Annotated in this window: 7 protein-coding genes; 4 read left to right on the top strand and 3 right to left on the bottom strand. The window is 55.9% G+C overall.

Annotation, left to right across the window (positions count from 1 at the left end; translation table 11 throughout):
• Nucleotides 1-73: 73 nt before the first annotated feature.
• On the bottom strand, nucleotides 74-682 hold the full coding sequence (locus AB7S84_RS04125) for an L-threonylcarbamoyladenylate synthase (protein WP_020875791.1): 609 nt from the start codon (nucleotides 680-682) through the stop codon (nucleotides 74-76).
• A gap of 409 nt (nucleotides 683-1,091) precedes the next feature.
• Between AB7S84_RS04125 and guaB the strand changes: the two genes are divergently transcribed.
• Complete coding sequence (guaB, locus tag AB7S84_RS04120; protein ID WP_020875790.1) at nucleotides 1,092-2,555, top strand: IMP dehydrogenase; 1,464 nt, start codon at nucleotides 1,092-1,094, stop codon at nucleotides 2,553-2,555.
• 34 nt (nucleotides 2,556-2,589) lie between these two features.
• On the top strand, nucleotides 2,590-6,117 hold the full coding sequence (dnaE, locus tag AB7S84_RS04115; protein WP_428153047.1) for a DNA polymerase III subunit alpha: 3,528 nt from the start codon (nucleotides 2,590-2,592) through the stop codon (nucleotides 6,115-6,117).
• A 29-nt stretch (nucleotides 6,118-6,146) separates the two neighbouring features.
• On the opposite strand, the gene AB7S84_RS04110 is transcribed toward dnaE, so the two are convergent.
• A complete protein-coding gene (locus AB7S84_RS04110; RefSeq protein ID WP_428153044.1) occupies nucleotides 6,147-7,565 on the bottom strand; it encodes a diguanylate cyclase domain-containing protein in 1,419 nt (472 codons plus the stop codon).
• A 79-nt stretch (nucleotides 7,566-7,644) separates the two neighbouring features.
• Complete coding sequence (locus AB7S84_RS04105) at nucleotides 7,645-9,642, bottom strand: ribonuclease catalytic domain-containing protein (protein WP_020875787.1); 1,998 nt, start codon at nucleotides 9,640-9,642, stop codon at nucleotides 7,645-7,647.
• 179 nt (nucleotides 9,643-9,821) lie between these two features.
• On the opposite strand from AB7S84_RS04105, the gene AB7S84_RS04100 reads away from it, so the two are divergent.
• Together AB7S84_RS04100 and AB7S84_RS04095 are read left to right on the top strand one after the other, a co-directional pair.
• Entirely contained in the window at nucleotides 9,822-11,570 is a 1,749-nt protein-coding gene (locus tag AB7S84_RS04100) for an ABC transporter ATP-binding protein (protein WP_428153041.1), read from the top strand.
• A complete protein-coding gene (locus AB7S84_RS04095; protein ID WP_428153039.1) occupies nucleotides 11,560-13,578 on the top strand; it encodes an ABC transporter ATP-binding protein in 2,019 nt (672 codons plus the stop codon). Before AB7S84_RS04100 ends, AB7S84_RS04095 begins: the two co-directional genes overlap by 11 nt.
• Nucleotides 13,579-13,645 lie beyond the last annotated feature (67 nt).

Below are 13,645 nucleotides of genomic sequence, written 5' to 3'. Positions count from 1 at the left end.
CCTTCATTCTTGATACAAAAGCGGGCAGTCTTCAGACTGCCCGCTTTCGTTTCCGGCGGCGGCATCCCGCCGATCATTCAAAAATGCGAGTGTCCCCCAACCCCTCCCGGAGGATCTCGGGTTCGTCGTTTTGCAGCGAAATCACGCTGGACGGCACGCCGGGAACCGGTCCGCCGTCGATGACAATGTCGATTCTCGAACCAAAGTGATCGTGAATGAGGGATGCATCGTAAAAGATATCGCCTTCCGGCGTCGTCGCGCTGGTGGAGATGATGGGGTTGCCCAGACCTTCGACCAATGCAACGGGAATAGGATGGTCAGGCACCCGGATGCCCGCCATCTTTCTGTTGGTCAGCATGATCTTGGGAACGAGTTTGGAACCTTCCAGAATAAAGGTGTAGGGTCCCGGCAGCAGTCGTTTCATGGTTTTGTAGGCGTAGTTCGAAACCTTGGCGTAGTCGCTGATGTTTTTGAGATTCGAGCAGATGAAGCTGAAGGGCTGCCGCTTGTCTCTCTGTTTGATCTGATAGATCTTCTGGATCGCCTTTTTGTTCATGATATCGCACCCGATACCATAATAGGTATCCGTGGGATAGGCGATAACACCTCCCCTTTCCAGAGCCTCAACGACTTTTTTAATCAGACGTTCCTGGGGATTTTCCGGATTTATTTCAATAAGCATGGGCCACATCCATTCGCTGTTCAGACAATAAGCCTCGTTTTTCGGCCTTCGGCGGACACCAATTGTCAGTCTTCAGTCTCGACCATCACGAAAACCGACACTTAAAATATAATATTAATCTCATCGGCAAGGTCCTGTCAAGACGACACAAAATAAAGATTGCGAAAGGCTGTTCGCTCTGTTATCATTTGCGTTTAATTTATCTCTGATACCTTCATCGAAGGTCGATTTTCAGACGGTTCCGCAGGAAGCTCGAGAACAAGGCTTGCACATCCCGAAAAATACGAATCAGTTACCCGTACGTTGTAAAGACGAGGGATGCTGGCAGCGCGGATATCGGACTTGTTGCGGAGGCGTCATCCTTTAAAAATCAGCGTAAAACGTTTATTTTCATTCTTGGAGGCATGTCATGACCAACCGTTTCCCGGAGGAAGCTTACTCCTTTGACGACGTATTGCTGGTCCCCAGATATTCGGCGGTACTGCCCAAAAGCACCCAAACCGTGACCCGCCTGACCCGAAAACTCTCCCTCAACATTCCTATTGTCAGCGCGGCGATGGACACGGTGACCGAATCTCGAATGGCCATCAGCATGGCAAGAGCAGGCGGCCTGGGATTCATTCACCGCAATCTGGACATCGAAAGCCAGGCCCGGGAAGTCGACAAAGTCAAGAAATCCGAAAGCGGCATGATCATCGACCCGGTGACCATCCACCCGGATCAAGTGATTGCCGATGTGCTCAAAATCATGGAGCGCTACCGGATATCCGGGCTTCCGGTCACCCGCGGCGACCAGTTGGTGGGGATTCTCACCAACCGCGATCTGAGATTCGAAACGGATTTCAGCAAGAAGGTATCCGAGGTGATGACCAGCGAAAACCTCGTCACGGTATCCGAGGGTATATCCCTGGAGGAGTGCAAGAAAACCCTCCACAAACACCGGATCGAAAAGCTGCTGGTGGTCGACAGGAACGGCCGTTTGAAAGGGATGATCACCATAAAGGATATCGAAAAGATCAAAAAATATCCCAATGCCTGCAAGGACGACCGGGGAAGGCTCCGCGTCGGAGCGGCCGTGGGCGTCGGTCCGGACATGCTCGAACGGGCTGAAGCGCTGCTGAAGGCCGATGCGGACATTCTTCTCATCGACACCTCCCACGGTCACAGCAAAAACGTCATCGATGCCGTCAAGACCCTCAAAAGCACCTTCCCGGAACTCCAGCTGATCGCGGGAAACGTTGGTACCGGGGAGGCCGCTCAGGACCTCATCTCCGCCGGCGTCGACGGCGTCAAGATCGGTATCGGTCCGGGTTCCATCTGCACCACCCGCATCGTCGCCGGCGTCGGCGTTCCCCAGATCACCGCCATCATGAACTGCAGGGAGGTCTCTGAAAAAACCGGCGTTCCGCTCATCGCGGACGGCGGGATCCGCTTCTCCGGCGACATCACCAAGGCCATCGGGGCGGGGGCTCACGTCATCATGGCCGGGGGGCTTCTTGCGGGTGCCAAGGAAAGCCCGGGGGAGATGGTCTTTTTCCAGGGGCGAAGCTACAAGGCATACCGGGGTATGGGCTCCGAAGAGGCCATGCGGCAAGGCAGCAAGGATCGATACTACCAGGGCGAGGAAGCCGAGGAGGACAAGCTGGTGCCTGAAGGCATTGTCGGTCGCGTACCCTACACCGGCCTGCTCTCGGAGATCCTGTTCCAGCTTGTCGGCGGCCTCAAGGCGGGTATGGGATACCTCGGTTGCGACAGTATCGAATCGCTCCGGCAAAACGCCCGCTTCATGAAAGTCAGTGCCGCCGGTATGCGGGAAAGTCATGTCCACGACGTTATCATTACAAAGGAAGCGCCCAACTATCGCCTGGATTAATCCCGAAAGCAAACCTTTTCCAACGGACACCGTCATGACACAGCAACACCCCCGTTTCGTCCATCTTCATCTCCATACCCAGTACAGCCTCCTGGACGGCGCCATCCGAATCGACGCACTGATGCAGCGGGCAAAGGATTACGGGATGGATACCGTGGCCGTGACCGACCACGGCACCATGTTCGGTGCACTGGAATTCTACGAAAAGGCCGTCAAGGCAGGCATCAAGCCCATTATCGGCTGCGAGTGCTATGTCGCCCCTCGAAACCTGGCCGACAAGACGCCCCTGGACAGCAAGGGGACCCGGCATCTGGTACTCATCGCGGAAAACCAGGAGGGGTATCGAAACCTGTGCAAGCTGGCCTCCATTGCCCAACTGCAGGGATTTTACTACAAGCCCCGCATCGACCGGAAAATTCTCCGTGAATACAGCAAAGGGCTGATCGCCTCCTCCGCATGCCTTCACGGTGAGATCCCGATGCTTCTCAAAAAGGGTCGGATAGAGGAGGCTGACCAGGCCGCCCGCTTCTATCTGGAAACCTTCGGAGAAAATCATTTCTTTCTCGAGGTCCAGAGCAACGGCATCCCCGAGCAGGACATCGTCAACCAGGGCATTCTGGACATGAGCCGACGGCTCTCCATCCCGATCATCGCCACCAACGACTGCCACTATCTGGATAAGGAGGACGTCCGGGCCCACGATGTCCTGCTGTGCATCCAAACCGGTAAAACCGTCCATGACGCCGGTCGATTCAAGTTTGCCACGGATCAGCTCTATTTCAAGTCCCAGGCGGAGATGGCCAAAACCCTGGGGCACTTCCCCGGGGCCATCGAAAACACCGTCGAAATCGCCAATCGCTGCCATATCGAATTCGACTTCAAAACCTACCATTTCCCTAAATTCGACACATCGTCAAACCTGTCCGCCGACGAGATATTTGAAGCGGAGGTCCGAAGCGGGTTTACCCGGCGGATGACCCATATCCGACGAAAACACGAGGATATCGACGAAAAGGTCTATACGGAACGTCTCGAATACGAGATCGGCATCATCAAACAGATGGGATTTGCCGGATACTTTCTTATCGTCGCCGATTTTATCCGCTACGCAAAGGAGAACGGGATCCCGGTGGGGCCGGGAAGAGGATCGGCGGCCGGCAGCATCGTGGCATACGCCATGGGCATCACCGATCTCGATCCCATCGAGCACGGCCTGATCTTCGAGCGGTTCCTGAATCCGGCTCGGATCAGCATGCCGGATATCGATGTGGACTTTTGCATCAACGGCCGGGAGCAGGTTTTCAAGTACGTCGTGGACCGTTACGGCGGGGGGGAATACGTCGCCCAGATCATCACCTTCGGAAAACTGAAAACCCGCGCCGTCATCCGGGATGTCGGCCGCGCCCTGGACATTCCGCTGAAGGAGGTGGATGCCATTGCCAAGATGGTGCCCGATGTCCTCAACATCAGCCTGGACAAGGCTCTCGAGCAGGAGCCCCGTCTGGCCGAAATGGCGGAAAACCAGCCGGCCATCGCCGAGCTGATCCAGATCTGCAGGATATTGGAAGGACTCCCCCGCCACGCGTCGACCCATGCCGCCGGCGTGGTCATCGGGGATAAGCCGTTGGCCGACTACCTGCCGCTGTATCGGGGAAAAAAGGGCGAGGTGGTGACCCAATTCGACATGAAACGGGTCGAGCAGATCGGCCTGGTCAAGTTCGATTTTCTGGGTCTTCGGAACCTCACGGTCATCGACAACACCCTCAAATTGATCGCCCAAAACGGAAAAACCCCGCCGGATCTGCTTGATCTGGATTTTGAAGACGAGAAAACCTATCAGCTCCTTTCCCGGGGAGACACCACCGGCGTGTTTCAGCTGGAAAGCTCCGGCATGAAAGATCTGTTAGCCCGGCTCAAGCCCGCCCGCTTCGACGATGTCACCGCTCTGGTGGCGCTTTATCGCCCCGGCCCCCTCGACAGCGGGATGGTGGACGATTTTGTCGAGCGAAAGCACGGGCGTCAGAAGGTCGAATACCTCCTTCCGGAATTGGCGCCCATTCTCGAGGAGACCTACGGCGTCATCCTTTACCAGGAGCAGGTGATGAAGATCGCCGGGACTCTTGCCAACTACTCCATGGCCGAAGCGGACGGACTCCGGAAGGCCATGGGAAAAAAGATTGCCGAGATCATGGCTCAGCATCGGGAGCGCTTCATCAAAGGCGCCCTCGAAAACAACTATCCCGAGGAGCAGGTCACCAAGATTTTTGACCTGATGGAAAAGTTCGGCGGATATGGGTTCAATAAATCCCACAGCGCCGCCTATGCATTGATCGCCTATCAGACGGCCTACCTCAAGGCGCATTTTCCCGTGGAATTCATGGCCGCGCTTCTCACCAGTGAAATGGGGTCCATCGACAGCGTCGTCAAGTTCATCGCGGAATGCCGCCGGCACCACATCCCGGTCCTCCAGCCGGACATCAATACCAGCGGAAAGAGCTTCACGGCGGACGGCGATAAGATTCTGTTCGGGTTGGTGGCCGTCAAAAATGTCGGAGAGGGTGCCATCGACGCCATCCTGGAAGCCCGTAAGGACGGCGGCACGTTTTCGTCCCTTTACGAGTTCTGTGAGCGGGTCGATCTGAAAAAGGTGAACAAGCGGGTGCTCGAGAGCCTCATCCAGTGCGGCGCTTTCGACACCACCGGCGCCCATAGGGCCCAGATGATGGGCGCCCTTGAAGAGGCCCTTGAATACGGCCAGCGCGTCCAGAAAGAAAAAGCAAGCCCCCAGATGGGGCTATTCGACACCCTCGACATCGAACGGCAGGCCTTCAACGCACCGCCCATGCCCGACGTTCCGGTATGGGACAGCAAGTATCAGCTGACCCTCGAAAAGGAATCCCTGGGATTCTACATTACCGGTCATCCCCTCGAGCAGTTCCAGAAGACCCTCGAAAAATTCACCACCGCCGACGCCCTCTCTTTGCAGGACAGGTCCGACGGCGAGGCGGTCCGCATCGGCGGCATTATCAGCGAGGTCAAAACCATCCGGACCAAGCGGGGAGACCTGATGGCCTTCGTCACCACGGAAGACATGTCGGGGTCTGTCGAAACCACCGTATTCTCGTCGGTCTACGAATCCGCGGTGGAATTACTGGTTGCGGACACCCCGGTCCTGATCGAGGGAAGACTCCAGAAAGAAGACAACACGGCAAAAATCATCGCCGCCAGGATCGTATCGATGGCGTTGGCCGAGGAGACCTGGACGGCCGGCGTTCACATCAATCTGGACATAGACCGGATCGATCGCGACGGTCTGCTGAAACTGAAGGATATCCTGGCGAAACATCCGGGATCCTGTCCGGCGTATCTGCACCTGGTGGCTTCCGAGTCGTCGGATACCATCATAGCGATGTCCGAAAGCATTCAACTCCGGGCGGGCGAAGCGCTTTCCCGGGAGGTTAACGGTTTTCTAGGCTACGATGCGTTGGAGCTCGTGTGCAAGGCTGCCGAAGCCTCGACGGGTGACGCAAAATCCGGAAACAGGCGTTGGGCGCGCTCCTGACGGCTGTCCTTCATGCGAACGACGCCGCCTCACGGCTCATGAAGATCCGAGTTACGCCAATCCGCCTCCATTGTTTTGTCGTAAAATGCGTAGCATCCGCCGCCGTTCTTTCGTTTGGCTTTGAACATGGCGATGTCGGCACAACGGATCAACGATTCGACATTGTCGGAGTCCTTGGGATAGGTGCTGATACCGATGCTCGGTGTAATGAAATCGATATTGTGACCTTCGATACGGTATGGCCGCGACAAAGCCTTTAGAACCCGACGGGCCGCCTCTTCCGGGTGGGATTCGTCCTTCAGATTGTTGAGAATCACGACGAATTCGTCCCCGCCGATACGGCAGATATGATCGGTTTCCCGGAGACTCGCTTTCAGGCGCGCCGCAACCTCTTTGAGCACCTTGTCTCCAATGTGGTGACCATAATCGTCATTGACCCGCTTGAACTCATCCAGGTCGAGATAGAAGATATTCTTTTCCTTACAATCCCGCTTGGCGATGGCCAGAGTCTCGCGCATGCGCTCAAAAAAGGCTTTACGATTATATAGTCCGGTCAGGGAGTCGTGATATACAAGATAGATCAACTCACTGACGTTCCGGGCGACACCCCTGAATCCGATAATTTCACCGGCAAGATTTCGGATCAGCGACACTGAAATCTCGATATGGCAGGCGGAACCGTCCTTTCGGAGGAGACGCCAGCCAATGCCTTTCTGGGCCTGGCCGGTTTCGTATGCTTTGCGGAATATCCTGAAGGCCTTCTCCGCCGTACCGCGATCCATGAACTCGCGGAAATTCATGCCGACCAGCTTATCCTTGGCATAGCCGAGCATCCGATGCAGCGCATCGTTGAAGAAAAGCAGGTTCCCGGATAGATCGGCTTCATAGAAATATTCCTCGATGTTCTCGAGCATCGTCCGATACCGCTCTTCGCTCCTCCTGAGAGAGTCCTGTTTGTCACGGATCACCTCGAAACGGCGCTTCAATCTCTCATTTTCCCGGAATAGATCCCGAGTTCTTTTGCGCAGGCTCTCGATCTCCTCGACAAGCCGTTCCCGGGCTGCGGCTTGCTCCGCTATGGTCCGCTCCTGCTCCGCCAGTTCCGCCGTCATGCCGTAGACGGCTGCCGCCAACGTCCCAATTTCGCCGTCATCCGGGATATAACGGTTTTCGGATTTTTCGGATAGTTGGCGGTTTCGGACAAATTGCCGGGCCTGGTCGGTGGTCTTGATCAAGGGTTTCAGGATGGACCGGATCAAAACCCCCATCAGAAGAACGCCGAAGAGCAGAACCGCGGACGCCCGAACGACATAACGTTCCGGTTGCCATGGAAACGCGGCGACGCCGCCGACATCCATGATCAAAACGGCAGAGAGAAGAAGGAAAAGTCCCAGCGTGGCGAGGCAGAAGGCAATGAAGAGTTTTCTGAAAAGTGCCGATGAAAACATACGCCTCCTCATCAGCAAACATTTTTCCTGCGACAGAAGGCTTGATCAACCGCATCCGTATGTCTAAGGCTGTCGGAGATCAGCCCATGTATACGGAAAGCATATCCTTCCTGGCATCAACATGTTGAATGGTGACCTGAATCACGTCCTCGGGCTTGAGATTGAGACCCGTGGTGTTGGGGAGTGCGCATTCGATCATGTAATCCGTCATGAGGGCGAGGTAGAAGCCTTTTCGTCTGGCCAGTACAATGGCTTCCTCCTTCTGACCGATTCGTTTTTCGAGGTACTTCAAAAGCCAATAGCGTTTGCGTCGGTTCTGGATCCGGATTACGGCGCTCATAGGCTGTTCAAGCGCCTGAATCGTCTTTTCGATGTCGGTCGTCGTGTATGCCGGGTTCAATCCATAAACCGATCGGATCTGTCGTTGGGTCACCAGATCGAAATATTTCCGGATGGGCGACGTCGCGGTCACATAAGCGCTCAACCCGAGACCTGAGTGTCTTTCGGGCTCGGGGCTCAGGATGAATCGGCTCAAAAATTTCCGCTGCATCCAGTTCTGAAAAAGCGTGCCGCCGTTTTCATTGAAAAGCCGCTCCCGGGGATCGGGTTGTGATCTGTATACGGCCGGTAGCTTTCTCTCCGCCAGAAATTCGGCCATCAACCAGTTGGCCATAATCATGATTTCCGATACGAGCAGCCGGGCCGGGCTCTCCCGGTTGGTCTTGTTGACGATCAGTTCACCGGTCTCGTCGATCCATACGTTGACCTCCGGGAGAGAAATATGAACCGCACCGTCCGCCAGACGCCTCTGACGAAATTTTCTGGCGATCTGAAACAGAATCGAAATATCCCTGTTCTCCTCGGCGATCATATTGACGTCGTAATAGGTCAGCTGATCCGTCACCCGGATCAGGCTGGGAAAGACCTCATAACTTTCTATATCGGCATTTCGACTCAAGCGGATGACGGTGCTGATGCCGGGCCGCAGCTCTCCGGCCTTCAGGCTGCAATGCCCTTCCGCCAGCTCGGGCGGCAGCATGGGAATCTTTCGGTCGGGCATGTAGATCGAGCTTCCCCGCATGACGGCCTCCCGGTCGACAGCGCAGTCCGTTTCGACGAAATGCCCCACATCGGCGATATGAACGCCGAGAAAATAGTGATCCCCGTGATCCTCGATGCTCAACGCATCGTCGAAATCAAGCGTCGACTGCCCGTCAATGGTGATCATCCTGAGGTCGCCCAGATCCCGTCGGGCCGGGCTTCGGGCGGGAAAAGAGGATTTCAGCAGGGACGCGGTGAGCGTCATGACCGCTTCGGGAAAATCGGTATGGATACCATATCGGTAGAGATCCAGGTTTTCATCGGAATTCCAGACGCCGAGCTTGACGAAAGCCTGAAATAGATTTTCGATATCGCCGATGCCCGCTTTAGCCGTTATGGCTTTGCCGAGGTCGGCGTAGGCACTTTCTTTCTCATATAAATAATATGAGGTCAGAATCTTGATGAACTCTTTTTCGTCCGACGAGAGTTCCATCCGATCGCAATCCGGCAGCGACCCCTCCAGAATCCGCTTGAGCCATTCTCCGCCTTTTTCGATCAGTCGGTGTTTCCGGAGAGCCTCGGCGGCTTGAGCGCGGAGTTGAACCAACTGCTCCGCCGAATAGGGGTAGAAACCCTCCTGGTTGAATTTGAAGTAAAGGCGGTTTTTGAAAAACGCCCGAATCACCGCCGATTCATGATCACCGTCGGCACCGTCGGGGAAACAGAGTTCGGTGATGGTGTGAAGCGGAATCCAATTCTGCTCCGCATTCAGCACCTCCCAAAGCTCCTGGATATCGACCTTCTCGGATAGTGCTTCCCGAAGCCGGACGGTCTCTTTCAGCCCTGCGACGAGCCGGTCCCTTCCGCCGGAAAGATCCAGACTTCGGTTCGACGCGTGCAGCAATCGGCCTTCGGACATTTTGATTTCACGATTGTTTTCAGCCAACAATCGAAGTTTTTGTCTGTCGGCTTCCAGCACGACGGCGCAATTGATCTTCTGACGATCGATAAATTCAACAACTATTCCTGGTTCCATAACCAATAACCATACCAATCCATCGGTTGAAAGTCAATGAATGGATGCGACAAATGCCCGGCAATATTCCCCATGGTCCAATTATCGTGCCGGGGATACGCCCGAGGTTTACTTCGCCCCTTCGGGGAGGTATAGTGAGCGCATAAGGTGTTTAACCGCCAATCCGGAGCGCCGTGACAGTGACATCATCACCGTTTGACCTCATCAAGCCCTATCTGTACCACCGACGATTTTCCATTGCCGTCGGTCTCCTCTGCCTCATGACGGTGGACCTCCTTCAGTTGGTGATTCCCCGAATCATCAAAGCGGCGGTGGACGGTCTCGCGACACTCTCCGCAACACCCGACGGCCTGATGACCCAGGCCCTCTGGATTGTGGTGATCGCCGTCATCATCGGCGGGTTTCGTTTCCTTTGGCGTCACTTTCTGATGGGGCTCTCCAGAGAGATCGAAAGGGGGCTCAGAAACCGTCTGTTCCGCCACCTCCAGACGCTTTCGGCAGGTTATTTTCACAAAACCCAGACCGGCAATCTGATGGCCCATGCCACCAACGACATCCATCACATCCGGATGGCGGTGGGCATGGGGCTGGTGGCCCTGATGGATGCAGTGCTGCTGGGGGCCAGCACCATCGGCTTCATGGCCTATATCAATGTCCGCCTGACCTTGTTTACCATCATCCCCATGCCCCTCATCGTTATCAGCACCCGAATCTTCAGCAAAAAGATGCATCTCGCCTACCAATCCGTTCAAGGGACCTACGCGCTGCTTACCGAACGGATTCGGGAACACATCACCGGCATCCGAATCATCAAGGCCTATACCCGGGAAACGGAATCCGCCGGAGCAGTCGAGGCCGTGTCAAAAGATTACATCGACAGGAATGTGCGATTGATCTGGATCACCGGCGCCTTTTTCCCGATGATGCTCCTCTTCTCCAACATCTCCCTCGCGCTGGTGCTTTATCTGGGAGGGCGGCAGACCATCTTCAACCGGATCACCCCCGGTGATTTCGTCGCTTTCATCAGCTACCTCGGGCTCTTGACATGGCCCATGATGGCCATCGGATGGCTGATCAACCTGATTCAACGGGGAAAGGCATCCCTGGAGCGCATCGGATCGATTCTCGACACCCGTCCGGAGATCCGAAACCGACCCGGCGCCCGTCCCTTCGCCGGTCTATCCGGGGGTATCCGGGGCAACGGGATTCGATTCCGTTACGACAAGGCGTCCCCCTGGATTCTGGATGACATCTCCCTTTCTATCCCGAAAGGAACGACCCTGGGAATCATCGGCCCGCCGGGTGCCGGGAAAAGCACGCTGATCGCTCTTTTCGCCCGTATCCTGGACACCTCCGCAGGGTGCGTTGAATATGACGGTGTCGACATCCGGAATCTCAGGCTTGAGGATGTCCGGTCCGGGATCGCCTTCGTTCCTCAGGAACCGTTTCTGTTTGCCGGAACGCTTCGGGACAACATCACCTTCGGCGCCGCGGTATCCGACGAAAGGCTATTGAAGGCGCTTCGAACGGCGGCTCTGGAAAACACCGTTGGAACGCTCCCCCGGGGAGTAAACACTATCGTGGGCGAAAAAGGGGTGATCCTCTCGGGAGGACAGAAGCAGCGCGTGGCCCTGGCTCGTGCATTTCTTCGAGAGCGACCGATTCTGATGCTGGACGACCCCATCAGTCAGGTGGACGCCGAGACCGGAGACGCTATTTTACGGGCGCTGAGGGCCCTCGTCGGAAACCGAACCCTGATCATTGCCTCCCATCGCATTTCGGCGGTTCAATTCGCCGACAACATCATCACCCTTCAAGAGGGCAGAATCACCGAATCCGGGAGCCACCGGGAGTTGGTTTCCCAAAACGGATACTACGCCAGAACGTACATGCTTCAACAGATCCAGGAGGTCGACGATGTCGTCTGATCGCGGCTATGCCCCGGAAAGCACCTTGGAAAAAGCATACGATGCCGATCTGTTCCGAGAGCTTTATCCGTATATTCGTCCCCATGTGAAGGCGATCATCCTGGCTGCCTTTCTGGCGCTTCTCCTGACCGCGACAAACCTTGGCATGCCCTATATCACGAAGGTCGCCGTGGATCGTTACATCGTCCCCGTTTCCAGGCAGGAGGATCCCGGAGCCACGCCTCGAGCGGACGGTTCCCCGACCGAATCGGACCGGCGCCTGGCCCTCGACATCTCCGAACCCGAGGCAGCCGCCGTGGTCGCCCGGTATCCCGATAAATTCGAGGTGCGGGAGCGGTCGGCGGAAATCTCCGTCTCCGATATCCAGCGTCTGTCCGAGGCGGAAATCCGGGCTCTCCGCATGAACGATCTCACCGGCGTCGGCTTGGCGGCCGCGGCGTTTTTGATCCTTACCCTGATCGAATTCGGCCTCAACTTTTCCCAGGTAATCGTCATGGAAATCGCCGGCCAGCGCATTATGCACGATTTGAGAATGCAACTCTTCCGACACATCCAAAGCCTTTCCCTGTCCTTTTTCAACCGAACGCCCGTGGCCCGGCTGGTGACCCGGGCCACCAACGACATCCAGAACATGCACGAGTTCTTTACCTCCATCATTGTATTTGTCTTCAGGGACCTTTTCCTTCTCCTGGGTATCACCGGCATGATGCTGGCCATTCATTGGCAGCTGTCCCTGGTCTGTTTTGCCGTCATCCCTTTTGTTTTTTTTGCCGCCTTCTTCTTTTCCCGCATCGCCCGAACCGTATTCCGGACCCTCCGCATCAAGACGGCGGAGATCAATGCGCGCTTTTCCGAAACCATCGCCGGCATCTCCGTCATTCAGATGTTCGGGGAAGAAGAAAACAATGCCCGCGATTTCGAAAAATTGAACCAGGAGTTCTATCAGGCGGGCATAAAACAGATCCATATCTTCGCCGTGTTCATGCCGTTGATCGAGCTCTTCAGCACCGTTTCCCTGGCCCTCGTGATCTATTACGGCGGCAGGGGCGTCATCGGCGATGACATCAGCCTGGGGATACTCGTCGCCTTCATCAGCTATATGCGCATGTTTTTCAGGCCGATCCGGGATCTTGCCGAAAAGTACAACATTCTTCAGAACGCCATGTCTTCCGCTGAACGGATTCTGTTGATCATGAACACCCACGAGACCCTCGATCAATCCCGTGAACCCCGCCGTCTCGAACCGCCCATGAACTTCGAATCCCTGTCCTTCGAAAACGTCGGGTTGAGCTACATCGAGGGAGAGCCCGTCCTGAGAGGGATTACGCTTTCCATCGAAAAAGGCGAAACCCTTGCCGTTGTCGGCCCGACCGGATCGGGTAAAACGTCTTTGATTCACCTGATCCTTCGATTGTATGATCCCACATCCGGCGAAATCCGGATCAATGGAAAGGCGATTCAGGAATGGTCGACCTCGGCGCTTCGCGCCAAAATGGCGCTCGTTCCCCAGGATCCCTTCCTGTTTTCGGAAAGTATTCGAGACAATATCCTTTTGGGAGATCCCGGGATCTCCCAAAAGGATTTCGATCGGGTGATCGAGGCCGCCAACCTGATGCCGCTAATCCGCCGACTCCCGGAAGGGCTGAACACACGGTTCAGCGAAGGCGGCGGATCCGTCTCGAGCGGAGAGCGTCAGCTGGTGGCCATCGCCCGGGCTTTGGCGCGAAATCCGGACCTGATTCTCCTGGACGAGGCCACTTCCTACATCGATTCGGAAACGGAGCTCAAGATACAGGAAGCCCTTTCCAACCTGATGCGGGGTCGCACCGCCGTGGTCGTGGCACACCGGCTTTCGACCGCCCGGCATGCCGACCGGATCATTGTGATCAAAAAGGGTCGGATTATCGAATCCGGCACCCACGAATCGCTGATGGCATTGGGGAAATTTTACTATCGACTCAATCGACTGCACCATTCGCTCGACGCGCAGGAGATCCCCCCGCGCTGATCCGGGAAGGACGACACGTGCCCTTCCCTTCCCCGCGAACCTGGAGCACGATCCGGAGAAAACGCCG

Source organism: Desulfococcus sp. (genome assembly GCF_050178255.1).
Taxonomy (GTDB): domain Bacteria; phylum Desulfobacterota; class Desulfobacteria; order Desulfobacterales; family Desulfococcaceae; genus Desulfococcus; species Desulfococcus multivorans.
The sequence above is the reverse complement of the archived record's forward strand: the minus strand, read 5'-3'. Positions and strand labels throughout refer to the sequence as shown.

What these genes read in the sequence shown, in the direction of transcription:
- AB7S84_RS04125 (WP_020875791.1), bottom strand. Translation starts at nt 682, where the DNA reads ATGCTTATTGAAATAAATCCGGAAAATCCCCAGGAACGTCTGATTAAA.
- guaB (WP_020875790.1), top strand. Translation starts at nt 1,092, where the DNA reads ATGACCAACCGTTTCCCGGAGGAAGCTTACTCCTTTGACGACGTATTG.
- dnaE (WP_428153047.1), top strand. Translation starts at nt 2,590, where the DNA reads ATGACACAGCAACACCCCCGTTTCGTCCATCTTCATCTCCATACCCAG.
- AB7S84_RS04110 (WP_428153044.1), bottom strand. Translation starts at nt 7,565, where the DNA reads ATGTTTTCATCGGCACTTTTCAGAAAACTCTTCATTGCCTTCTGCCTC.
- AB7S84_RS04105 (WP_020875787.1), bottom strand. Translation starts at nt 9,642, where the DNA reads ATGGAACCAGGAATAGTTGTTGAATTTATCGATCGTCAGAAGATCAAT.
- AB7S84_RS04095 (WP_428153039.1), top strand. Translation starts at nt 11,560, where the DNA reads ATGTCGTCTGATCGCGGCTATGCCCCGGAAAGCACCTTGGAAAAAGCA.